Below are 24,262 nucleotides of genomic sequence, written 5' to 3' on the forward strand. Positions count from 1 at the left end.
AATCATGTTTTAAAAATCGCCAGTAGCAATAAAAGTAAGGCATATCATGGCTTATGAATGCTTGTATTATTGACTCACATATCAATCGTCAATCATTATAAGCCAGTAACGCACGATTAATAATATTACAAGAATGCCTCAGGCTGTTTGGCATAAGGACGGGCTACGTCTTTACTAATGGTGCCTTTCGCTACTAGATTTTTGAGCGTTTGATCCAGCGTAATCATACCTTCACCTGCACCTGTTTGGATGGCAGAGTACATTTGAGCGATTTTATTCTCACGTATCAAGTTACGGATAGCGGGTGTGCCGAGCATGATTTCATGTGCTGCTACACGTCCGCCTGCTTGACGACGCAAAAGCGTTTGTGAAATAACGGCTTGTAGTGACTCTGATAGCATCGCCCGAATCATGTCTTTTTCTGCTGCGGGGAATACATCAATGACACGGTCAATCGTCTTAGCGGCTGAGCTGGTATGCAAAGTGCCAAAAACTAAGTGACCGGTTTCTGCGGCGGTCAATGCGAGGCGGATAGTCTCAAGGTCACGTAGCTCACCAACCAAAATAACATCGGGATCCTCACGTAGGGCCGAGCGTAGCGCAGGCTCGAAACCTAAGGTATCACGGTGAACTTCACGCTGGTTAATCAAGCTCTTTTTGGAATCGTGGACAAATTCGATCGGATCTTCAATGGTCAAGATATGCTCTTTACGGCTCTCGTTGATATAGTCAATCATGGCAGCCAGCGTTGTGGACTTACCAGAACCTGTCGGACCTGTGACCAAAACCACACCACGTTTAAAGTCTGACACGCGCTTGAATACATCACCCATACCGAGGTCTTCCATCGTTAAGACTTTGGACGGAATGGTACGAAAGACAGCGCCCGCCCCACGGTTTTGATTGAATGCGTTTACCCGAAAACGTGCTAGATTAGGAATCTCAAAAGAGAAATCCGTCTCATAAAATTCTTCAAAGTCAGCGCGCTGCTTATCGTTCATGATGTCATAAATAAGCTGATGCACAACCTGATGAGTCATCTCTGGCATATTAATACGGGTCATTTCACCATCAACACGTATCATTGCTGGCATACCGGCTGAAATATGTAAATCTGATGCTTTATGCTTAACCGTAAAGCGCAGCAAGTCTTCGATGCTTAAATTGTTTTTTTCAGCCATAATCGGATATTCCTATCAATCAATAAGGGTAGGACAAAAGAGCAAAAAAGGGGAGTGATTATCAATCGATAAACGATCTGATTAAAGTCGGTCACGTTAATAAAGGAGTAGTGATGGTCTTTACCATTACTATTATATTCAGTAGCATATGTTAAACCATGTAACAATATAATAACAAGACTACCGACAATTAACCATCTACTACACCAATAAAATGTAAAATTAGTCATTATGAGTGTCGATTTATAGATTGATGCTTATTGAGTTTTTTATATTGAAAGACATTTATAAAAAGTTTAACCATAATTAATAAAAGTTCATTATATAAGTCATTAAAAATATAAGTCATTAAAAGTGACTGATTAAAAAATGGATTAAATTATTCTCGTGAGTAATATATGAAAGAAATAGAAAATAACATTGATAGCCAAAATCTTATTGCGAGCTGGCAGCAAGTGAGCAAGCAAATGATTCAAGCGTGTGAGCATGCGGCACGACAAGCAGATAGTGTGACGTTGCTGGCAGTTTCCAAGACTAAGCCAGCTGATATGATTGCTACTTTGGCTCAGCAAGGACAGCAGCACTTTGGTGAAAATTATTTGCAAGAAGCCATCGAAAAAATCGATACGCTAAAACGACAGCCAGAAACTAAAGGCATTATTTGGCATTATATTGGTAGTATCCAGCGCAATAAGACCCGCGATATTGCTGAGCATTTCGATTGGGTACAAACGGTTGAGCGTGACATTATTGCTCAACGCCTAAACGACCAGCGCCCAGCTGAGCTACCCCCACTGAATGTATTGATTCAGTTGAATATCGATAACGAAGAAAGCAAATCAGGCTGCCTGCCAGCACAGCTACCTGATTTGATAACTGCTATCAAGGGGTATGACAGGTTACAGCTGCGTGGTTTGATGATTATTCCTGCTAAGGGAGGTACGGACGCTTTTACCCGTACCAAGCAGTTATTTGATGAGATTAAAGAGGCTCATGCAGAGCTAAATGCTTGGGATACACTGAGCATGGGCATGAGCGGTGATATGACAGAGGCGATAGCCAGTGGTTCGACAATGGTGCGCGTTGGTAGCGCCATATTTGGCGCACGAGCTTAAATTTTTATTTATCAGACAGTCTCATCCATTCTGGTCACTAGCATCTGAGTGATTTTGAGATTGTCCGTTGCGATAATTTCAAATCGATAATTGGCATATTCGATAGTATCGGTTTTCTTTGGAATCTTGCGTAGCATGTACATCATAAAGCCACTAATGGTTTCATAGTTCTGACTGCGTGGCAGATCAACGATATCTAAAGCGCGTACGACGTCTTCGATAGGAGTCATGCCATCGATTAGCCACGAGTTGTCAGTACGTTGAACAATGGGCTGCTCCTCCAAGGTGACAAGCTCGCCCATGACGATACTCATCACATCCTTAAGCGTGATGACACCCACTACCAATCCATATTCATTCACAATGACGGCAAAGTCAGCGCCTGTAGATTTAAACATCTCTAATACTTCAAACAAGGACAAGGTGTCAGGAACGAAGAGTGCAGGTTTTAGTAGGGCTTTGTCAGTTAAGCTGACCTCTTGCTGGTTAAGAACCAATGCCAAAAAGCTGCGCGACTCTACATAACCAATAATGTGCTCTAGATCATCTTCCTGACAGACCAAAAACTTGTTATGTGGTTGTTCAATCATCACTTCAACGACTTTTTCAGTGCTCGTTTTGGTATCAAAATAAACAATATTTTCACGTGGATTCATCACCGACGTTACGGTGCGCTCTTGCATGTCAAAGATATTTTCTATCAGATGATGTTCTTGTTTTTTGAGCACACCAGCTTCAGCACCAGCATCCATGACAGCATAAATATCTTCTGGCGTCATATCGTCTTGCCGTATGGTTGAAATACCCAGTAATTCAAAGATGACATTTGCTGCACCATCAAATATCCAAATCACGGGTTTGAATATAAAAATCAATAGCATCATTGGTCGTACGAGACGTACAGCGATAGCTTCAGTGTTTGACATCGCCAATCGTCTGGGCATTAAATCAGCGAGTAGAGAAAACAAACTGGTGATCAGCACAAATGATATGACAGATGACACTGCTTCATTCTTCACCAAAAGCTCTAGATAAGGGCTAATAGCTGACTCACCTACCGCACCAGCCGAGATAGCGACGGCATTCAAAACCACTTGTACGACAGTAATAAAACTGCCAGGGTGCTCTTGCATTTTAAGGACGTCAAATGCGCGGACATCCCCTTCTTTTGCCATGATTTGTAGCTTAATTTTGCGACCAGCAGCGATGGCAATTTCGGCTGCAGATACAAAGGCACTTAGGGCAAGCAATAAAAGAAGAAAGATACTAGCGGTTAGCAAACTCATGACATACTCGGTAAAAAAATATAGGGATTAAAATAATTGAAGTTAAAGAATGAATGGGTTAGAAGTACAAAAAAGAAAGTGTTGTTTATAACAGCTTGGCATTGAAAATAGGTTTATAGAAACTAAAAAAGCTGGGTAAGCACCCAGCTAATTATAATAAACTTGATTTTTTATAAAAATATTGAATTAGCCATGTTGCTCGCGTTCTACATAATAAAAGTAGGGCAAGCAACAATGGCTAATCTAATTTAGCCTTTTACTGACCATTTATTCACTAATGGATAACGGCGTTCACGTCCAAAGGCTTTATGGCTAATTTTGGTACCGATTGGCGCTTGTAAACGCTTATATTCGCTATTGTCTACCATCTGGATGACTTTTGCGACCAGTTCAGCGTCAAATCCTTTATTAATGATGTCTTGATAGCCCATATCTTCATCGATGTATGACATTAAGATGCCATCTAATACATCATAGTCAGGCAAGCTGTCTTGGTCTTTTTGGTCTGGGCGTAATTCAGCAGATGGCGGGCGAGTGATGACGCGCTCAGGGATGACAGGGGTGTCTTCCAAGCGGTTGCGATAACTGGCCAATTTATAAACCTGTGACTTATAAACGTCTTTTAGCACATCAAAGCCGCCTGCCATATCACCATATAATGTTGAATAGCCGACTGCTAACTCAGACTTATTACCAGTGGTGATGACCAAGTGCCCAAACTTATTGGACAGCGCCATCAGTACCACACCGCGCGCCCGCGCTTGGATATTTTCTTCAGTGGTGTCTGCTGGCGATTTGTTAAATAGTGGCGCTAAGGTATGACGGATGCCTTCAACCGCATCAAAAATAGGACAAACCGTATAAGAAACATTTAAGCGGCGAGCCTGTGCTTGAGCATCTTCTAGACTAATCTGAGAAGTATATTCATAAGGCATCATTACCGCATATACCTTGTCAGCACCCAAAGCATCAACAGCGATACATAGCGTTAAGGCAGAATCAATACCACCTGATAGACCAAGGATAATACCAGTGAATCCTGAATGGTTGACATAATCGCGCAGGCCAACGACCAGTGCTTGATACATCTCTGACTCACGGCTCAGTGTTAATGGCGCTTTAGTTTGACTATTAAACTTGGCAGTTTTGACGTCTAAAGTAGCAAGAAGCAACTGATTCATAAAACGTGGTGCTTCGTGGGCAACGCTACCATCAGCTTGCACCGCCATAGAACCACCGTCAAACACCAAGTCGTCTTGACCGCCAACGGCGTTGACATATACGATAGGCAAATTATTCTCACGGCTACGCTTGGCCAGCATCGTTTTACGATTGTCTTGTTTTTCGATCTCAAAAGGTGAGGCGTTCAAGCTAATAATCAGATCAGCACCTTGCTTTTTAAGCTCGGCAATAGGGCCTTTTTCCCACAAATCCTCACAGATAAGCAGACCGATTGTGATGCCTTTATAGTCAAATAAAACTTGGTTACGACCTTTATCAAAATAACGACGCTCATCAAATACGCCATAATTTGGCAAGATTTGCTTATGATAAAAGCCTTTTTGATGACCGTTATGCAAGATAGCAGCAGAGTTGAAAGTACCATGATGGTCGACATGTGGATAACCGACAATCATCACGATGTCATCGATATCACTTAAAGTAGACAAGGCGCTTTTGATGCGACCAGATAAGCTTGGGCGTAGTAATAAATCTTGCGGTGGGTAACCTAATAAAGCAAGTTCTGGGAAAATAATGACATCCGCACCTTGCTCGCGAGCTTGCAATGCGAGTGCACGCATTTTTTCAGCATTGGCAGTGATATCACCAACCAAAAAATGCGACTGAGCCAACGCAAAAGTAACGGTTTCTTGGGTTTTATTGGTCTTACTGGCCTCAGTTGAGGGAGTTATATTGGGATTATCATTGTCTTTTGACATTGTTATTGTTCCTATCGATATATGGTTTAAAATTTGTTGGGTCGTTGTTGATTTAAAATAAAATCAAAGTAGGTCCGAAATTCACTCAAAATAGCACTCTGTCATATCGAATTCTAATAGTGAACCGAGATGATGAGCTTGCTTACGCACAGTATCCAACGTTGTAACGCCTCTCTACAGGTTTGATCTTATGATAGTCTATAGAAGGACGATAAAAGAGGGCTGTAGCGCATCGTCTGAAAAATGTTATATATATAGAATGATCCAGATAAATAAGAACAAACGAATTTAATGCTATTAAAAAGCTTAAAATAATTGCTTTAGTATAGCATCAATTATCGTTGCAAATAGAACGCGCCAGTGAATTACCTTTCAATAAGTCAGTTTACAGTATGAATGTAAAATATCCTTTTAGTGCCTTGTTTTTACATGTTAAATCTATGTGTCAACTTCTATCTATTAATGTCATCATCTAGTAAGCTTATGCAGAGAAAGTTGTAAGTAAAGATTACAACATATCGTTATATCATTGTCGTATTTTACGGCATAATAAGCCGTGATAATCGCTTGATATTTATCTTGCGTTAGTCAAAACTATCGTCCGTAAGTATGTTACGGTATGCTACGATTTGATGCTCTCAAAGCAGGTTTACTGGCACTGATTGTTTACACCCCTCGCTAATGAATACCGCTAATGGACAGGGTCTTTTTATGGGCACCGTCTGTGAGTTGATATTCATCACACATTTATAAACTTGCCAGCAAGGTCGCGATAGATCTTTGCTGTCTGCTCTTGGTTTATACGCTATGATTGAAAATTGGACAAAAGAATTTATTATTCAGCGCTTATTGGCTATTACTCTGTTGGTGGTGCTGTTCGTACTGTGTTTTCAAGTGGTACAGTTTTTTATTGTACCCGCATTATGGGCGGCGATTTTAGCGTATGTTACCTTTCCTATTTATAACTTTTTTTACGAAAAAGTAAAGCTGAGTCCTAATTTTAGCGCTGCTATTATGACGGTGAGTATCTCCTTAATAATAGGTGTGCCACTGGTTATCGGTGTTTTTATTCTACAGCAAGAAGCCTTGAGCCTAATCAGTAACTTGATTTATCGTATAAAAGTGGGCTATCTAGATGTGCCTGATTCTATCAAAGATATGCCTATCATCGGTCAGCAAGTGAAAGATGTGCTGTGGAGAATCAATAAAAACCCAGAAGGGACGTTAGAGGCGTTTCGTATTTGGGTGCAGTCACATTTATATTATGGCAAAGTAGCATTTGATGTGGTGTTTAGCGGTCTTGCCAAGTTAGGTATGGCGCTGATGACGTTATTTTTCTTTTATCGTGATGGTACCAGTTTGGTGCGTCAAATTCGCCAAGCACTGCGTAATATCATTGGCAATCGCATCGATGGCTATATTGATTCTGTGGGTACGACCACGCGTGCGGTGGTTTATGGTATTGGTTTGACGGCATTGGCACAAGCACTGCTCGCAGGTGTGGGTTACTACTTCGCTGGTGCACCAAGTCCTATCTTACTCACTATCATAACCTTTATTATCGCCCTGATTCCGTTTGGCACGCCATTTGTCTGGGGCGGTGTATCCATTTGGTTGTTAAGCCAAGGTCATACTGTAGAAGGGATTGGCTTGGCACTATGGGGAACTTTGGTTATCAGCTGGGTTGACAATCTCATCCGTCCTATTGTGATTAGTGGCGCGACCAAAATCCCTTTTATTATTATTTTTATTGGTGTATTAGGTGGTCTAACGGCTTTTGGCTTTGTTGGTTTGTTTATCGGTCCTGTGGTGCTAGCCATCGGATTGGCGGTATGGCGAGAATGGATATCGCAGCATAAAAATGAGATATTTGCCCCGCAGGATTTGGTATTGTCTGACAACCAAACGTTGCCACCAGTCAATGAATCAGAGTAGAGGCACGTAGAGGCACATAGTCATGTCAAATAAGGATACTGCAAACGCTATGCAAAATAGAGCGAACTCTATTGACAGCATTACTATCGTAGCCGATAGCAATATCGCAAGCTTGGATGCGTTTTTTAATGCTTCGATGCTTGGGCAGATGCCTGAGCAGACGGTCAATATAATCACCCTCGCTGGACGTGATATCAATGCGCAATTACTGGCAGACGTTCAGCCTGATGTGCTGTTGATACGCTCGGTGACGCCAGTAGGCGAGACACTGCTAGCCAATAATAACAGCGTAAAATTTGTCGGTTCAGCGACTATCGGTACCGATCATGTCGATCAAGACTATTTGGCGGCGCGAAATATCACTTTCGCCAATGCGGCTGGATGTAGTAAACATTCTGTTGCGCAGTATGTATTGACGGCGATTTTGACGTTGCGTCCGCACTATTGGCAGCAACCCACGAAGCCATTAATATTGGGCATCATCGGACTTGGTAATATTGGTAGTACGCTCGCTCAGTATGCCATTGATTTAGGCTGGCAGGTACTAGGCTATGATCCATTACTGCCTACATCGAATACGAATAATGCCAGCCTTGAGCAAGTGCTTAGCCAAAGCGATGTAGTGAGCTTACATGTGCCTTTAACCGATAAAAAAGATAGTACAAACCCTAGTGGCGGTGATTATCCAACAAAGCATCTGATTGACGCAACTACGCTGGCAGTGATGCCTGCGCATACTTTGCTGATTAACAGTGCGCGCGGACCAGTCATTAATGCGCGTGATTTAGAAGCAGATATTGAGCGCACAGATCGCCAAGTAGTGCTCGATGTGTTTGAATTTGAACCAGAGATTTCTGAGAGTTTATTGTCCAAACTGGCTATCGCTACTCCGCATATTGCAGGTTATACGGTCGAAGGTAAGTTGCGTGGTACGCAAATCATCTATGATGCGCTCTGTGAAAAATTAGCAGTCTTGCCTGTATTGTCGATGCATAGTTTGCTACCGCTCAATACTTATCTCTGGTCTGAGCTAAAAGCACATCCAGACAGACTACAGAAGTTTTACGATATCATGCACGATGATGCTGCACTAAGAAGCAAGCTGGCTGACGGTCAAGTAAAGGGTGCTGACTTTGATCAGTTGCGCCGAGATTATCACTTACGCCGTGAGTGGCAGTGGTAAAAGTTAGGCAGCCTTAAACCCTAAAGTAGCATCTGAGAACTTATTCTTATCCTTTAATTGCAGTAAATAATAATGACCCAAGCAAGTAAATCTTCTTCAAAACCCAGCTATGCGCCGACCATGACATTGGCAATGGCTCAGCAGCGTGCGCAATTGATGAGCACCGTTCGTCAGTTTTTTGCTACGCATCAAGTGCTTGAAGTGCAAACACCGCTACTATCGCAGGCTGGCAATACTGATACTTTCTTACAATCAGTCGCCGCACAAGTGACTTACCAAGATAAACATTGTACTTATTATCTGCATACTTCACCTGAGTTTGCCATGAAGCGTTTACTTGCCAGCTGGCAAGTGCCTATATATCAAATTTGCTCCGTATTTCGAGATAATGAAATAGGCGTACGCCATAATATCGAATTTACCATGCTTGAGTGGTATCAGCCGAATTATAGTCTGGATGATATGGCGGCTGAATTAGGTGAATTATTAGCGGCGCTTTATGGGCATTCAGTGGTGATGAGTCATTACCGCTATGTTGATGCGTTTATGGATTTTGTCGGCATACATCCGCTGACAGCTAGCCTTGATGCCCTGCAAGCAGTAGCAGAAGATAAGGGTTTGACAAGTTTTGATTTCAATAGCGACTTGGATAACACAGAAGATGGCGAAGCAGATATTCGTCAAAGCTGGCTGGATTTGCTGTTTAGTCATGCGGTCGAGCCAAACTTGGGTCACGACTTACCGACCTTGATTATAGAATATCCACCTGCCACGGCGGCACTGGCAAAAACAGCGGTTGATAAAGAGGGCAATACAGTCGCTAAACGTTTCGAGCTGTATATCAATGGTATTGAGATTGCCAACGCTTATGATGAGCTAGCAGATGGACAAGCGTTAAGAGAACGGTTTGAGCAAGACAATCAACTGCGTAAGCGTCATAACCTGCCACAAATGCCAATCGATGAGCATTTATTAGCAGCATCTGATGCTTTAATTCCCTGTAGCGGTATCGCCGTTGGTATCGATAGATTACTCATGGTAATCACAGGCGCGAATAGCTTAGAAGATGTGATTTCGTTTCCGAGCGGTTTGGCCTAGTCGATTATTGATAGACATAATATAATTACCACTTATTTGACAAGCCTATTAGGAAAAAGCGAGTAACCCATTAGGTTTACTCGCTTTTTTCGTTTTAATCGCTGTAAAGTTGATTCTTATAATTTTGCAATCGCTTCATCAATCGCAGTCTCACCGTTATGCATACTAAACACTTTCTTGATAGTATTATTGGCATTTAAGACGGCTGCCAAAGTAGTCGCCACATCGGCAATTGAGTTTTCACCAGCATTATCATCGTTGACAGTGATTTTACCAGTTGCTTCGCGCTCTTTTAGTGCTCCTGCTTGAACGATAGTGTAGTCAAGGCTACTGTTATTAATCAACCACTGATCCGCATAGTGTTTGCAAATATAGTATTCTTTTAGGTCAGCAATACCAGCATTGTCCCATTTGCTGGTGTCTAACGAAAAGACAGTGCTAAGCATAATATAGCGCTTAATGCCTTTGTCCTCTGCGGCTTGCATGGTCTTGACCGCCCCATGTAAATCTACTTCTAAGACGTCTTTGCCGCCAGACCCTGCAACGAAATAGACAGCGTCAATGTCTTGATCAATTTGCTTTTGTATAGTTTCTTTTTCGGCGGTGATATCTAAATCTAGCTGGCTATAATTGTCATCGATAAACAGTTTTTCTTCTTGGCGTGTCGTGCCAATAACTTGATGGTTATCCGCTAATAGTTGCTTGACCAAATCCGTACCCACTCGACCACTTGCCCCAATTACTAAAATTTTCATTGTCATTCCTATTCTTATATACGTTATCGTTGTTGTAAAAACTGACTATAGCGTATCAAGAAAAAACGGCACACTTCGTTATGAAGCGTGCCGATTGCATAGTGTTTGGTTATGGCGTGTATACGGTTTGCAAAGTGGATAAGATCGAAAAACCAAAGACAAAGCGTGTGAAAACTAGCGTACCAACTTGTTTAATCCATCAGCAAAGGCTTTTTTGTCACGATCGCCATAAGGTTTTTGACCACTCATTTCTTGTAGCTCGAGCACGCCAGTACCGCGCATGGTATCCATAAAATCACGCATATTGAGCTTTTGCTTGATATTATTTTTGTCGTAGACCATGCCGCGAGAGGTCAAGACCATACCACCTTTGTCCAAAATGTCATTAGCCAAAGGAATGTCGCTGGTAATAGCCAGATCCCCTGGCTGTATTTTCTCAACGATATAATCATCGGCTTTATCAAACCCTGATGGCACCACTGTCATGACCAGCAGTGGTGACTTACGCAGTCTGATGGGCTGATTGGCGACGAATATTGCCATGGTTTGTGTGCGTTCAGCGGTTTTGATAATCAAATCTTTGGCAATCAATGGCACCGAATCGGCATCTACCCAAATCTGCATTATTTCTTAACCTTTTCTGTTTTTGCCTTAGCGTCGATAGCCTGAGTTGTTTGGCTGTCATCAATATGGATTTCTGTACTCTTTAAAATATTGTCATTGTCATTGTTATTGTCATTGTTATTGTCAGTAGTGGTTAGACTATCTGCCGCTTTTGGCTGGCTATCAATCGCAGATGGTTTTTTCTCAAGTCCCATTTTATTGGGTAGCGTAGCGACGAGCTTGGCCAAAGCAGGCTCTAAGTCGGCAACGTCGTTTGGCATCAAGGTAATATGCGCAATTTTGCGGTCATCGCGTTCTGCTTTGTGGTAGCTATGATAGTGCGCACCATCGATATTTAGTACGTCGCTGATATCTGGATATTGCCCCAAGATATTGAGCATAATCGCTGGATGCACGTTGTCGGTATCACCTAATGGCAGATTGACGACGGCGCGAATGTGGTTTTCAAATTGGCTAGTGACAGCGCCTTCAATACTCCAATGTCCTGAATTATGCACACGCGGCGCAATTTCATTAGCGAGTAGCGTGTCATGACCACGCGCATCTTTGGTCACAAAGAGCTCAAGTGCCATCACACCAACATAGTCTAAGTGGTTCATGATCTTGGTGATGGCATCGGTTGCCTGTTTGAATAAATGACTGGTGCCAACGGCAGGCGCTTGGGTCTTGGCTAAAATACCATTATGATGATGGTTTTCGACCAAATCGTAGCAACGAACCTGACCATTTTGTGCGCGTGCGGCGATAATAGAAAGCTCGCGGCTAAAGTTAATGAAACCTTCTGCAATCAAAGGTGCAGGCGTTGGCGTTAGTGAGCCCTTACCCGTAACTGCATCTTTAAGATCTTGCCATGCCGCCTTGATATCACTGTCTTGTCTAATCACAAACTGACCTTTGCCATCATAACCACCACGGCTGGTTTTTAGGACAATAGGCAGTCCTAATTCATGACAGGCTTGCTGCAAATCCGCTTCAGAGTTGACAGCCATAAAGGGTACAGTGGCAATATCAAGCGAATTGAACATTTGCTTTTCTTTCAAGCGGTCTTGAGCGATATCAAGCGCAATCAATGGCGGAAACATGCCTTGTTTGCTACCTGATTTTGATAGATCAGTCAGCTGTTCAACTGTCGCCGTCGGTGTGTTTTCAAACTCTAAAGTGAAAACGTCTGCTGCGGCGATGAAGTCTTCCAATTTATCGCTATGAAAGACGTGGCCGTATAGGCTAGCAGGGCAGTCAGCGCTGTCTTCTAAAAACACACATTGGTAGCCAAGTGGCATCGCTGCTTCGGCAAGCATCATACCAAGCTGACCACCGCCTAAAATACCGATGGTACGAATGGTTTGGGTAACAGGGTAAGCGTTCGCTGTAGTCATGGCAGGCTCTTTGAGTTAAAAATGAATAATATTTTGGGTGTAATAAAAGGCAAAAAGTCATCTATTAAAATAGGAAAAGGTGCATTACATGCACCTTGTATTAAGTAAAACCCATCTAAAAATAAATATCAAGTAAATAGCCGCTATATCTCAATAAAGGGATTTAAGAACCGCTATCAAAGACAGGTAATTAGCTATGGAGAATGCCAGGCGTTGGGCTAGCAAGGATGGTATCAGTTTGCATTTGGCGCAGATTGTCCAGTTTAGCCGCAATGGTCTCATCATTCAATGCTAACACTTGAATCGCAAGCAGAGCAGCATTGTAAGCACCTGCTGAGCCAATCGCCAATGTGCCAACGGCAACGCCTTTAGGCATTTGTACGATGGACAACAAGCTATCCCAACCGCTAAGCATGGAAGACTTTACAGGAACACCAAACACAGGTAACGGCGTTTGACTGGCACACATGCCAGGCAGATGAGCAGCACCACCAGCGCCAGCGATGATAACTTGTAGACCGTTATCTTTTGCACTTTTTGCATAGTCAAACAATCTATCAGGGGTGCGGTGTGCTGACACTACTTCACAATCAAAGGCGATATCAAAGTCTGCGAGCAATTGCGCTGCCGCACTCATGGTTGCCCAATCAGATTGTGATCCCATAATAATGCCAACTTTCGGCTGACCAGCAGGGGAGGCGATAGGGCTGTTTTGATCCATCGTGTTAACAGTAGCTGTTGTGGTGCTCATGCTTTGATATCCTCAAAAAGACCATCATACAAAAGTTTTGTTGCTCTCGTAAAGCCAAGTTTGATTTTTAATAAGAAAGCGGGGGCAATAGTACCAATTTTATGGATTGGGGTTTGCCGTTTTATCATGGTGATATTGGACAAAGTTACTGGCTCTTAGTGGCAGTGGTTGCTCAGTATCGAGCTGATAACAAGTCAGATATCCGCTGTCTACCGCCGCTGAATAATCAGTACAGGCAACTTGTGAACTCAGTGGCTCAGGCGTGCCAGTTAGCCAATAATGACCGACAAATACCGCTTTATCCGTTTTCAGGGCGAAATCAATACTTTCAGCCAACACCTCTTTTGGAATCTGCGCCAATGCTGATGCAGGCGCACGCGCCACCTCATAAAGACGGCGCTTATTCAGCCCGTCAAGCCACCAGCATACTCGCACGCGCTTGCGCTCAGTGCCTTCTTTATCGACCATGACCATGCCGTCGGGTAATGCTATTTCTACACCTTTTAATACCCGCTCTAGCGCGTCAAATGGCGCCGTGTTTTCTTTGGCAGTGGCGACTAGCCCGTGCGGCGTTAAACAGTTATCGTCAGTCAATAGTGGCTGCAATACCGCCATACTATCGACATCCCAGCAGGCATGAACAAAACAAGCGTCGTCTGTTTCAATCCATAAAGGCAGCTCATATAACCGATTAAGCCAATATTGATGACGCTCTGAGCCAAAAGCTATTTCGGCTAAAAATGCGGTATGTTGGCGTGTATGTATGTCATTGTGCGAGCGCAGATATTGGCTGGAGTTATCAGGGTCAAGTGTGCTAAAGGCGAGGGCATTATATTCATGATTACCCATTATCGCATCTGCCACGTTAGCATCTAACATGGCAAAAACAATCTCTAACGTAGCCAATTGCTGTGGTCCTCGGTCAATCAAATCACCGATAAATAACGCCCGATGCCCTGCTGGCGGTACAAAGTACGTGCCATTATGAACGTAACCTAGCTGTTCTAATAAACCAACTAACTTGTCTGCGTAGCCGTGAATATCACCGATAACATCTATCATCATAATAATTATCAAATTCTTAAATAGTTTGTTGAGTATAAGTTTGTGCAAAACATAACGCGACGTTAATCATCGCTTAATTATTAAACTGCCATCATAAACCAAGTGATCATTTCAATTTTTACCACTGAGTTTTATTTCAATTTTTATCATTGAGCGTCATTAATAAACTTCATTACTAAATTTAAAGCCCAGGTGATAATAGCGCATTGATAAAATGCGGTAGGACTTGCGGTTCTAAAATAATCGTGGCAATAACCCCAAACGCGCCGCCCCACATATGCGCCATATGATTGATATTAGAGCCGCCCCGTTTGTCTGCATAGATACTATAAGCGATATAAGCGACGGCGAATAATATCGCAGGTATAGGAACAATCGCGAATAGATAGATTTTTTCCCACGGTGCCAGCAAAATAAAAGCAAACAATACGGCTGATACACCGCCTGATGCGCCAAGGCTTAAATAGCTCGCATTGTTTTTATTCTTGAGGTAGCTTGGAATCATCGCAATGATAATGGCCAATACGTAAAAGACCACAAAACCATAACCAAATAAGAACGGCTGATACAGTCCTTCAATAGCACGACCAAAAAAGTATAAAGTAAACATATTAAAGAGCAGGTGCATGCTATCGGCATGAATAAAGCCATGCGTGACAAAACGGTCCCATTGCCCATTATTTACCGCTGGCGGATAAAAAATAAGCCGATTAAATACTGTTTTGTTTTGCCATGCCACTAAGCTGACAATAACCGTGATAATAATAATAAGGGTCGTATGATTGAACAAAGGAAAATCCTTAGGCTGCGCCTGATATGTGACAAGGTGATGAATAACAATGTTCAAAGCCTACGCATTATGGCTGAGTGCAAACTAAATAGGACTGACAAGCAATTATTAAGCATGAGCTATTTATAATAAAGTAATACTAACAGTAGTTATGATAATGCAAAAACTTATTATGTGACAAAATAGTGCATTTATATGCTTTTATAGTGAATAATATAGCAGGCTGTCAGGCAAATTGAGTAATGCTTCGTATCTTGACGGTAATGGTGGGTTAAATGAGAGCGGTATCCAAGAATACAGACGCTAACGACAAGTAAAATAAACGTTTCATGCGTTGGTAAATTTAAAATAAAGGCCGAAAGAGGCAGTAATCTATGAGTATTATCGACCAATTAGAAAAGAGCGTAACGCCAGCTGTCATAGGTGAGCGCAATAGTCATGATAGTGTGGCTTACATTAGCTTATTGGAGCAGTTTTATGCCATCTTGGCATCACGTCTCGCCTTGCCGCAAGTGTACTCACAATTTATCCGCGCCGAGCAAGGGATGGTTGATAGAGTCACAGAAAGTCCACTGTTCGAACAACTGTGGCAAGATAAAAGCATACAACAGCTTATGATCCGAGAGCTGTCTGCCACCCATCATATTGATGAGTCTGCTACGTTACAGCTGCTCATCAATGCCGCGCCACTGGCTTATCGTGAGCTGACAGTATTGGCAAACGGACAGTTTTTGCCAGCGTTTTTGCAGGGAGAGCAGGCAGCATTGCGTCAGTATTTACCGATGTGGTCAGCACCTATTATTACTGCTCCTCAAAACGTCAATAGCGCATCAGAAGCACACCCACACATCGCCGCAGATATTGATAGCGTACCAGTGCGCGACACCTCCTTGGATGGACGACAAAATTCTCATATAGACACCAGTACGATCGCCGCAGCGCCAGCCGCTTATAGGAAAAATGCTGATACAGCAGATAAAATAGATATTGAAAATACTGATGTAGAAAGTATGAAGATAGGTGATACCGATGGTCATTTTAGCGCTCATACTGGCGCCATTCATGCCAATCCATCCGCGCATCATTTGGCAGAAAATAGCAGTATGAAGCAAGAAAAAGTACGTACTCGCAATCAACGTAATGATTTACTGGTACGGGTGGGTTTATTAATAGTAGCCATTGCCGCGATAGGGCTTGCTGCTTGGGCAATATTGATCAGACCGAACAACGCGCCGCCTGTAGAAGCCGCTGCGACAGTGCCTGTTGTGGTAGCACCAGCGCCCGCACCAGTAGGGCAGGTAATGACTCCCATTGAGCTCATCGTTGGCGTAGATAACAGCGGTAGTCTGTATGCCTGTAGCGCTACCATTGGCGATGCAGCGCTGCAAAGCACCTTGCAACAAGCGCTCAATACCAGCTTTGGTGAGCAAGCGAGTATTTGTGAATTGACAGTAAAGGCTGGAGTTGCTAGTAGTATTGCCAATTTACCAGAGGAAGTACTGCCCAATGTCTTGACGATGATTAGGTCTACGCCATTTGCACGCCTACATTTGCAGAATGATCGCCTTATGTTAGAAGCGCCAGATAGTATGCTCTTGCAACGACTGGTTACGGATATGCGTACTTTGATACCTGCCATGGTCATCGATAGTACTGCACCATTACCATTGCCTGAAAATAACGATGCCAATGCAATGAATAATACGAATAATCAGTTTGAAAATGAGGGAGCTGCCAACAATCAGTATGCTAATGACTATAACAACAGTGGGTCTGGAGAGTTCCAAGCAGCAGATGATGATACAGGCGATCGTATCGTACCTACTCCTGCACCCAACAATTATAGTAACAATACCAACAATACTCCCAGTAACATTCCTAACAATACACCGATGAATAACAGACCGTCAGGTTCTATTTCAGAATCGGAGGTAGATGATATGGCAAGCACACTCATCATCGCTGAACCTGCACAAGTAAGGAATAAATGATTGGATAATAGAGGTGTTTAAAGATTGTTTAATCATTTATCCATTGAAATAAGTTATCAAGTAAGGATGGCGGTATAAGTTGCTTATACCGCCATTTTTTCTGTTGATACCCAGTTGGAAGTATCTAAAAAACCATAAAGTATCTGAAAAAAGGATATATTTTCTCGATTTATACATAAGTTTTACTGATTCTTTTATGGCTTCTCACTGGGTTAATGATTGGTTATTTGCCATGTTTTTGGTTACGTGTGACACTTGAAATATTACCTAACGTATCATTTGTACAACAACCTGTTGATTGTTAACACTGACTTAATACTTTTATAATGATGAAAATTGAACAGGGTCAAGATGGTTTTAGCTGTCATGGTTCTTATTTCAAATCATTATTTTATCTGGCGTTTTTTGAATATTTTAATTATATAAATCGATACTAATATAGGCACTAATAGGAGAATTTTATTATGGATATTATCAGTCATTTGACGCGTACCGTTAGCCCAGCCGTGCTGGAAGATGATCATAGTCCCGCTAAAAAGGGGCTGCTTGAACAGTTCTACGCTATTTTTGCGGCTCGCTTAGCGGATAACGATACTTATAATCGTTTTGCAAATGAAAATATCACTCGTGACGACCAAGGGTTTTATGATCGTGTATGGAGCGATGATTCGCAACGTGATCAAATCGCTCGTGAGCTGGCAGGCAAGCATAATGTTGATGCGACGTCTTCGCGCGGACTGATAGCGATGGCAGCGCCACTGGCTTTTCACGAAATCAAAAGCTTGGCAGGTACCACACCAGTGCCGCAGTTCTTAAATGATAATCTCGACAGTTACCAGCGTTATATTCCTGCCTGGGCAAGCGCCGTTCTGCCAGTCGGTATGTTGGCAGCGACGCCTGCTGCTGGCGCGCGTATCTCTGATACGGTGAGCACCGCTCCATTGCAACGCGAAGAAGAGCAGCAAGGCAGCTTTATGAAAGCATTGCTCCCCATTATTGGTTTGATTATTTTAGGCGCATTGGCTTGGGCTTTACTTCGTGGTTGCCAAGAGAATCCTGAGCCTGTCGCTACACCGGTGGCTACTGCCCAACAAGCAGCGCAGGGAGAGGGTCAGTTGGCAGTGGCAGGTGATATCGAGCCTGCATCATTGCGCATTGCGACTGGTGAAAATAGTGAACTGTATGCTTGCCGTATGAATGTGGGCGACGAGACCTTGCAGACCAATGTAATGAATGCGTTAACCAGTGCATTTGGTGAAGAAGCCAATAAATGCCGTGCTGATGTCGATGATAATTTTGCAGTAGATATGCCAGCGGCGGCTCAGCTAGCTACTATCTTACCTATCGTCAAAAATGTACCAAATGCGAGCATGATCATCAAAGGCGATGTGATCACTGTCAATGCGCCTGATGCAGCGGCATTAGATAAGCTAGTGGCTGACTTACAAGCGGCTGTTCCTGCGATGACCATACAAGCCGAAGGGCCATTAGATTTGCAGGGTGAGATTGATAATAGTTTGGCAGCTGCGGATGTTGCTATGACCAATCTTGGTAAAAACCCAGATCCACGTGATGTGGCTCGTGCATTGAGTATTCAGGTTATCAACTTTGAAGTGGATGAAGCGGTCATTCCTGATGTCAATAAAGAGCTGCTTGACCGCGCTGCTAAGATTATCAACGAAGTACCGAATATGAAGCTGACGATTATCGGTCATACTGACAGTCAGGCATCGGATTCTTACAATGTAGAATTGTCTCGTAATCGCGCTGAGGCAGTGAAAGAGTATTTAGTATCTCAAGGTGTTGATGCCAGTAAACTGATGACGAAAGGCATGGGTGAATCAGAACCTATCGCTGATAACTCAACGGAGCAAGGTCGCTTCCGTAATCGCCGTATTGAATTTATAGTCAATGACGAGATGGCCAGTGCAAACGATGGTATGATTATTAGTAATAACGCGCTTGACCCAGACTTAAACCCTTTGGATAGCAATAACGATGATTTATTGCCTGATGGTGATGATGCCACTCAAGGTACGGCAGTAGATCCTGCCAATTAATGTACAACAGCTTGATTGAGAGGTTATTCATTCAAAAAAAACCGCATCTTATAAAAGGTGCGGTTTTTCATTTTGTTAAGGCTATTTTTTATAAGTGGCTAATGATAAGTATCTAATGATAAGCGATTATTTATAAGCGGTCGGATCTTTTAATTCAGTAGCGTTGCGAATCGCTTGTGCCTCAGATTGAGGATTAAAAAAGGTTTGAGTCACGTTTTGCTTTGCCTGTTGCCAATAGTTGAATTGTTGGCAAGTTGATTCCAGATCACCTTGCCATGTTGGTATCTGTCCGCACATTGTTTTAATGCGGTTTTGATTGGGATAAGGCAGCTCTTGTGCGGTCTCTGCGGCTTCATGGGCGGCGACGCGATCATTACAAACCAGCGCAATATCACAACCCGCTTCAATCGCGGCTTTCACACGTGCGCTGACATCGCCCGCGGCTTGAGCACCTGCCATACATAGATCATCAGAGAATAAGACCCCATCAAACTTTAGCTGATCCCGTATGATGTCCTTGAGCCAAATTTTAGAAAAACCTGCTGCCTTGTCATCGACTTGCGAAAAAATAACATGGGCAGGCATTAAGGCATCAAGCCATGGTAGGGTTTGGGCAAAAGGCTGCATATCGCTATGCATAATCTCATCTAGGCTACGCGTATCGATGGCCTCAGCCACATGGGAGTCAGGGGCAATCGCACCATGACCGGGGAAGTGCTTACCCGTGGTTGCCATGCCAGCGGCTTTCATACCGCGCATAAACTGAGTCGCCAGCGCAATGATCGCTTGCGGCTCTTGATGAAAACTACGATCCCCGATGACTTGGCTGATGCCATCTCTGTCAAGTACTGGGGCAAAACTGAGATCAATGCCCACTGCCAACACTTCTGTTGCCATTAGATAGCCACAATCGTAAGCACAGCTTAGCGCATGGCTAGGCTCTTGATTAAATAATTCCCCAAGCCTGCCCATGGCGGGTAGTGGGGTAAAGCCATTGCGCAGGCGTGCGACTCGTCCACCTTCTTGGTCGACGCCGATTAATATGTCTGGGTTGTGATAACGTATGTCGTCACACAACGCCCGTACTTGTGCCGCATCTGCAACGTTTCGGGCAAATAAAATCACCCCGCCCACTTGTGCCTGTTTGATTAAGCTGACATCTTCTGCTGTCAGTGCGGTACTATCGATATCAATCATTAAAACGCCGTACATTGCGTAATCCTTATGGTGTTATATATTGTTATATGATCGGTTCAGCTTCAAATAAATAAATGATGATAATTGGCAATGCGCCACTATTATCAAAACTGCTTTATTATGACAGTTATTATTAGATGAGCATAATGTGGCAGATGAATAGACTCAAATCAATTCGTGAGTGGGCATTGAATCGTCAATAAATGACCCAAATAATGATGAACTATAAATGTCATAGAAAGTTTGGTATGTGCAGGCGTAGCGTGTAAGATTGCTTATACAGTTTGAGACAGTTGGATATCTATGTGCATGATAATATTGAGTGATTTTTAACAATATATTAGCAAACAGCAAACAGCAATGGCATTTAGTGACCATAATTATTCAGAAAATAGCATTTTAGAAAGTATCGTTTTAGATTTTAGAAACTATCATTGAATACATATTCGATTGATAATGGTAGATAAGTATTTCGTGACTTAAAGATAAAGCATTTATAGGCGGCGACTGATTCAGTCACTTTTGATTTTTATAAAACAAATAATATTATTAACGTAAAATAACTAGGTATATATGATGAAAAAACAACCAGCACAGTGGTTACTCAGTGCAGCGTCAGTGGGCATCGCCGGTATTATTCTCACCCAGAGCTACGGGACGGCAATGGCCGACACCAATACTGAAGGCTTTGTACAAACCCCTGAACAAAAAGTCACCACTCGCCAAGTAGCCGCATTGCTGGATCGTAGCCACTATTTGAATCAGCCGCTAGATAGCAAAACGGGCAGCGAAATCTTGTCTATGTATATCGATAGCCTTGACCCAAACCATACGTTGTTTTTGCAGTCTGATGTGGATGAGTTTAAGAAAAAATACGCCGATGAATTCGGTGCTCGCCTCAAGCGTGGCGACTTATCTGCAGGAGTAGAGGTCTTTGAACGCTATCGCAAACGCTCAAATGAGTATTTTGCGATGGCGAGCAAGATGCTAAAAACGGATATTGATTTGACGAGTGATGATACGATCGTGCTTGACCGTGAAAAACTCAATCATTTTAAAACCAAAAAAGAGCAGCGTGATTATTGGACGCGTCAGTTTAAGTTTCAGCTGATGAGTATTACCTTGGGTCAAGAAGATGAAAAAGCTAAAGAAAAAGTATTCCTAAGCAATCCAGATATTACTCGTGGCCAAGATTTGGTGCGCAACGACCAACGTACACCAAGCGAGATTTTACAAAATCGTTTATCGCGACAGCAAGAGCAGTTTAAGCGTCTCACAAACGATGAAATCATGGAAACCATCTTAAATACGGCGATGCTGACTTACGATCCGCACAGTAATTATTATGCACCGATTCAGGCCAACGAATTGCAAATCCAATCTAGCCTACAATTGGAAGGCATTGGCGTCTCTATTCGTCCTGATCGTAAAAACCCAGATTATACTCGCATCGTGACCTTGGTTGATGGTGGTCCAGCAGCTAAATCTGGTCAGATTAAACCCAACGATTTGATTATCGGTATTGCCAAAGATGGCGAGAACATGACAGACGTGGTTGGCTGGTCAACGCGTGAGATTGTGAGCTTGATTCGTGGTAAACGTGGCACATCAGTGACCATTAAAGTGCGTCAGCCAAATACTCCTGATGCCAGTGCCCGTAACGTGACGGTGGTTCGTGACATTATTCAACAAGAAGAGTCAGGGGTTACCCAGCGCGTGGTAGAAGTACAGCGCCCTAATATTGATAAAACGCCAAAACGCATCGGCGTCCTTGAGATACCAAGCTTTTATCTGAATTATCAGGCACGCCGTAACGGTGAGGATTATCGCAGCGTCAGTATCGATACCGAAAAAGCATTGAAAGCATTGAATAAAGAAAATATTGATGGCCTCGTGGTTGATTTGCGTAATAATCCAGGTGGTTCATTGGATGAAGTAGCAAAAATGCTTGGCTTCTTTATCAAGAGCGGACCGATGGTGCAAATCCGTGACAATCGCGGCAACATTCAGGTCTACCGTGACGATGATGGCGGTGAGCAACTTTATGATGGCAAAGTGGTCGTTATTACCAACCTAGCGTCTGCCTCAGCCAGTGAGATATTTGCTGCAGCTATCCAAGATTACGGTCGTGGGCTAGTGGTTGGCAGTACGACAACGGGTAAAGGTTCAGCGCAGATTCAACTCGATAATTTGGCATTGGGTTCAGCCACTTTGACACAGCGCAAATTCTATCGCATCACTGGTGGTAGTACGCAGAATAAAGGTGTGGTACCTGACGTAGAGTTGGTCAATATCTACGATGATGCCACTTTTGGTGAACGTGCGCAGAAAAAAGCGTTACCTTGGGATACCATCAAAACGGCGCCTTACAAGCCTGAAGGTAAGTTCACTGATACGACGCTGGCGACACTTAACCAGCAGTCTAAAATTCGTCAAGAGCAAAACCCACAGTTTGTTTATCTCTCAGCGCTAAACAACATTCGCGATATGGAAGATGAGAAAAAACCAATTCCACTTGATATCAATAGCCGCCGAGCTAAGATGCAATTGATTGAAAAGCGTTCATTAGAGGCTGAAAATAAACGTCTTATTGCAACGGGTGAGCGCCCTTATGCAAATTGGAACACCTATCAAGCGGCAATGGATGCAAAATTTGAAGAGCGCAGTCGCATGAAAGCCAAGGAGCGCCCAGAGCTACCTGAAGACGAAGCCTTCATCAATGAAGCGGCCTATATTATGCTAAGCGCTGAACCCAAAGCATTGTTAAGCCCTGAAGAGAAGCTATAAACGGTCAGTATTGTCAGCCAAAAAGGCTGTGATTAAAATCCATGTAAGCATATGCTTACATGGATTGACGTTTATACCTCTTACTAACCATGAGGCAATCTGCGATTATAACTGTACGGCACGATTGAACGAAAAGGTTCATTGATACTAGGGATTGGTATCTCAAAGGTCGCATCAGGGATAGGTGGTTTGCTGATTAAGGATGATAAGGCTGGATGCCTGTCAGTTATAGGATACTCCGGGATTAGGTATCATATAACGATAACATGGATGGTTAGTGATAAAAGCCGCATAACGCTTGTCGTTATGCGGCTTTGTTACGTCTGGACATTAGTAGTTTTTATGGTAGATTTTTTAGAGAGACATTGCTCAAGTTTAATATCACTGTAGACGTAAATAGCGCTCAGCTTATAGATAAGTATATTAATATTAATATACTTATCATAGAATAAGCATAAAAAAGGCCAGTAACCTTATCAGCCACTGACCTTTTTTGACCAAATGGCAATCTTAATAAAGACTACCATTTAACATCTCACTATACTCTAGAAGAGATTAGTGCTCAACGCCACCAGCGCCATGGACATGACCATGGTTTAGCTCGTCTTCAGTTGCTGCACGTACTTCTTGGATTTCAACATCAAACGTCAAACGCTTACCAGCCAATGGATGGTTTGCATCAACGGTCACTTCTTTGTCATTTACTTCAGTAACGGTAACTAGCATTACTTGTCCGCCAGCTTCTGACTGAAACTGCATACCCGGCTGGATATCTTCAACGCCTTGGAAGTTATCACGTGGTACATGTTGTACCGCTTGCTCTTGATATTCGCCGTAGCCATCAGCAGGTTCAACAACAGCATTGACTTGTTCGCCAGCAGATTTACCTTCTAGCTGTTGCTCAAGGCCTGGAATGATGTTGCTGTGGCCATGCAAATACGCAAGTGGTTGACCTTCTGGTGATTGGTCAAGAATGTTGCCTTCGTCGTCTTTTAATGTGTAATTGAATTTGACGGCAGTGTCTTTTGCAATAATAGTCATAAGTTATCCTAAATATATCTATGTAAAAAATTAAATACGGTTGCAATAAACCTAAAAAATCCAATCAGCAAGCCAAATAGCCACGTC

At 42.9% G+C, this 24,262-nt stretch carries 18 protein-coding genes; 7 read left to right on the plus strand and 11 right to left on the minus strand.

The annotated features are described in order from the left end of the window. Positions 1–125: 125 nt before the first annotated feature. Complete coding sequence (locus I3252_RS06115) at positions 126–1,181, minus strand: type IV pilus twitching motility protein PilT (protein WP_045443495.1); 1,056 nt, start codon at positions 1,179–1,181, stop codon at positions 126–128. A 398-nt stretch (positions 1,182–1,579) separates the two neighbouring features. Between I3252_RS06115 and I3252_RS06120 the strand changes: the two genes are divergently transcribed. After that, positions 1,580–2,296, plus strand: coding sequence for a YggS family pyridoxal phosphate-dependent enzyme (locus I3252_RS06120; RefSeq protein ID WP_269129642.1), 717 nt, complete (start codon positions 1,580–1,582; stop codon positions 2,294–2,296). An 11-nt stretch (positions 2,297–2,307) separates the two neighbouring features. Here the strand turns inward: I3252_RS06120 and I3252_RS06125 are convergent, their stop codons facing one another. Both I3252_RS06125 and I3252_RS06130 read right to left on the minus strand, forming a co-directional pair. Further along, complete coding sequence (locus I3252_RS06125) at positions 2,308–3,582, minus strand: hemolysin family protein (protein WP_055123481.1); 1,275 nt, start codon at positions 3,580–3,582, stop codon at positions 2,308–2,310. A 248-nt stretch (positions 3,583–3,830) separates the two neighbouring features. Next, on the minus strand, positions 3,831–5,522 hold the full coding sequence (locus I3252_RS06130) for an NAD+ synthase (protein WP_045455343.1): 1,692 nt from the start codon (positions 5,520–5,522) through the stop codon (positions 3,831–3,833). 807 nt (positions 5,523–6,329) lie between these two features. Between I3252_RS06130 and I3252_RS06135 the strand changes: the two genes are divergently transcribed. The 3 genes from I3252_RS06135 (at position 6,330) to epmA (ending at position 9,738) form a co-directional block, all read left to right on the plus strand. Next, positions 6,330–7,457, plus strand: coding sequence for an AI-2E family transporter (locus tag I3252_RS06135; RefSeq protein WP_238034555.1), 1,128 nt, complete (start codon positions 6,330–6,332; stop codon positions 7,455–7,457). 70 nt (positions 7,458–7,527) lie between these two features. Further along, complete coding sequence (locus I3252_RS06140) at positions 7,528–8,640, plus strand: 4-phosphoerythronate dehydrogenase (protein ID WP_238034573.1); 1,113 nt, start codon at positions 7,528–7,530, stop codon at positions 8,638–8,640. 72 nt (positions 8,641–8,712) lie between these two features. Beyond that, on the plus strand, positions 8,713–9,738 hold the full coding sequence (epmA, locus tag I3252_RS06145; protein WP_238034556.1) for an EF-P lysine aminoacylase EpmA: 1,026 nt from the start codon (positions 8,713–8,715) through the stop codon (positions 9,736–9,738). Positions 9,739–9,854: 116 nt separating this feature from the next. Here epmA and I3252_RS06150 read toward each other — a convergent pair whose 3' ends face one another. From I3252_RS06150 to I3252_RS06175, 6 genes are all read right to left on the minus strand, one after another. Then, positions 9,855–10,493, minus strand: a complete 639-nt coding sequence (locus I3252_RS06150) for an NAD(P)H-binding protein (protein WP_238034557.1) — start codon at positions 10,491–10,493, stop codon at positions 9,855–9,857. 174 nt (positions 10,494–10,667) lie between these two features. After that, positions 10,668–11,117 (minus strand): YaiI/YqxD family protein, encoded by a 450-nt coding sequence (locus I3252_RS06155; protein ID WP_055123477.1) that lies wholly within the window; start codon positions 11,115–11,117, stop codon positions 10,668–10,670. Beyond that, positions 11,117–12,493: a 5-(carboxyamino)imidazole ribonucleotide synthase gene (locus tag I3252_RS06160; protein WP_238034558.1), complete on the minus strand. Its 1,377-nt coding sequence runs from the start codon at positions 12,491–12,493 to the stop codon at positions 11,117–11,119. The genes I3252_RS06155 and I3252_RS06160 overlap by 1 nt, the downstream gene beginning before the upstream one ends. 190 nt (positions 12,494–12,683) lie before the next feature. Continuing rightward, positions 12,684–13,244 (minus strand): 5-(carboxyamino)imidazole ribonucleotide mutase, encoded by a 561-nt coding sequence (gene purE / locus I3252_RS06165; protein WP_201501936.1) that lies wholly within the window; start codon positions 13,242–13,244, stop codon positions 12,684–12,686. Positions 13,245–13,343: 99 nt separating this feature from the next. Next, positions 13,344–14,309: a metallophosphoesterase gene (locus I3252_RS06170; RefSeq protein ID WP_238034559.1), complete on the minus strand. Its 966-nt coding sequence runs from the start codon at positions 14,307–14,309 to the stop codon at positions 13,344–13,346. A gap of 181 nt (positions 14,310–14,490) precedes the next feature. Further along, a complete protein-coding gene (locus tag I3252_RS06175) occupies positions 14,491–15,099 on the minus strand; it encodes a rhomboid family intramembrane serine protease (RefSeq protein ID WP_045443506.1) in 609 nt (202 codons plus the stop codon). A 374-nt stretch (positions 15,100–15,473) separates the two neighbouring features. On the opposite strand from I3252_RS06175, the gene I3252_RS06180 reads away from it, so the two are divergent. Continuing rightward, positions 15,474–17,090 carry a hypothetical protein gene (locus tag I3252_RS06180; RefSeq protein WP_238034560.1) on the plus strand — a complete coding sequence of 539 codons (1,617 nt, stop codon included), beginning with the start codon at positions 15,474–15,476 and terminating at the stop codon, positions 17,088–17,090. A 464-nt stretch (positions 17,091–17,554) separates the two neighbouring features. Continuing rightward, positions 17,555–19,150, plus strand: coding sequence for an OmpA family protein (locus tag I3252_RS06185; RefSeq protein WP_055123473.1), 1,596 nt, complete (start codon positions 17,555–17,557; stop codon positions 19,148–19,150). Between the two features lie 126 nt (positions 19,151–19,276). Here I3252_RS06185 and nagZ read toward each other — a convergent pair whose 3' ends face one another. Then, a complete protein-coding gene (gene nagZ / locus I3252_RS06190) occupies positions 19,277–20,362 on the minus strand; it encodes a beta-N-acetylhexosaminidase (RefSeq protein WP_055123472.1) in 1,086 nt (361 codons plus the stop codon). A 561-nt stretch (positions 20,363–20,923) separates the two neighbouring features. Here nagZ and I3252_RS06195 point away from each other — a divergent pair. After that, a complete protein-coding gene (locus I3252_RS06195; protein ID WP_238034561.1) occupies positions 20,924–23,134 on the plus strand; it encodes a carboxy terminal-processing peptidase in 2,211 nt (736 codons plus the stop codon). Between the two features lie 555 nt (positions 23,135–23,689). Here the strand turns inward: I3252_RS06195 and I3252_RS06200 are convergent. Further along, positions 23,690–24,175 (minus strand): peptidylprolyl isomerase, encoded by a 486-nt coding sequence (locus I3252_RS06200; RefSeq protein WP_045443514.1) that lies wholly within the window; start codon positions 24,173–24,175, stop codon positions 23,690–23,692. Positions 24,176–24,262: the final 87 nt, after the last annotated feature.

The organism is Psychrobacter sp. Ps4 (assembly GCF_022129285.1).
GTDB lineage: Bacteria > Pseudomonadota > Gammaproteobacteria > Pseudomonadales > Moraxellaceae > Psychrobacter > Psychrobacter immobilis_A.

Bases quoted from the DNA above. Each gene is read 5' to 3' on its own strand.
- I3252_RS06180 (WP_238034560.1), top strand. From the start codon at position 15,474: ATGAGTATTATCGACCAATTAGAAAAGAGCGTAACGCCAGCTGTCATA.
- I3252_RS06185 (WP_055123473.1), top strand. From the start codon at position 17,555: ATGGATATTATCAGTCATTTGACGCGTACCGTTAGCCCAGCCGTGCTG.
- I3252_RS06150 (WP_238034557.1), bottom strand. From the start codon at position 10,493: ATGAAAATTTTAGTAATTGGGGCAAGTGGTCGAGTGGGTACGGATTTG.
- I3252_RS06115 (WP_045443495.1), bottom strand. From the start codon at position 1,181: ATGGCTGAAAAAAACAATTTAAGCATCGAAGACTTGCTGCGCTTTACG.
- I3252_RS06120 (WP_269129642.1), top strand. From the start codon at position 1,580: ATGAAAGAAATAGAAAATAACATTGATAGCCAAAATCTTATTGCGAGC.
- I3252_RS06195 (WP_238034561.1), top strand. From the start codon at position 20,924: ATGAAAAAACAACCAGCACAGTGGTTACTCAGTGCAGCGTCAGTGGGC.
- I3252_RS06155 (WP_055123477.1), bottom strand. From the start codon at position 11,117: ATGCAGATTTGGGTAGATGCCGATTCGGTGCCATTGATTGCCAAAGAT.
- I3252_RS06200 (WP_045443514.1), bottom strand. From the start codon at position 24,175: ATGACTATTATTGCAAAAGACACTGCCGTCAAATTCAATTACACATTA.
- I3252_RS06130 (WP_045455343.1), bottom strand. From the start codon at position 5,522: ATGTCAAAAGACAATGATAATCCCAATATAACTCCCTCAACTGAGGCC.
- I3252_RS06160 (WP_238034558.1), bottom strand. From the start codon at position 12,493: ATGACTACAGCGAACGCTTACCCTGTTACCCAAACCATTCGTACCATC.
- nagZ (WP_055123472.1), bottom strand. From the start codon at position 20,362: ATGTACGGCGTTTTAATGATTGATATCGATAGTACCGCACTGACAGCA.
- I3252_RS06125 (WP_055123481.1), bottom strand. From the start codon at position 3,582: ATGAGTTTGCTAACCGCTAGTATCTTTCTTCTTTTATTGCTTGCCCTA.
- I3252_RS06170 (WP_238034559.1), bottom strand. From the start codon at position 14,309: ATGATGATAGATGTTATCGGTGATATTCACGGCTACGCAGACAAGTTA.
- epmA (WP_238034556.1), top strand. From the start codon at position 8,713: ATGACCCAAGCAAGTAAATCTTCTTCAAAACCCAGCTATGCGCCGACC.
- purE (WP_201501936.1), bottom strand. From the start codon at position 13,244: ATGAGCACCACAACAGCTACTGTTAACACGATGGATCAAAACAGCCCT.
- I3252_RS06135 (WP_238034555.1), top strand. From the start codon at position 6,330: ATGATTGAAAATTGGACAAAAGAATTTATTATTCAGCGCTTATTGGCT.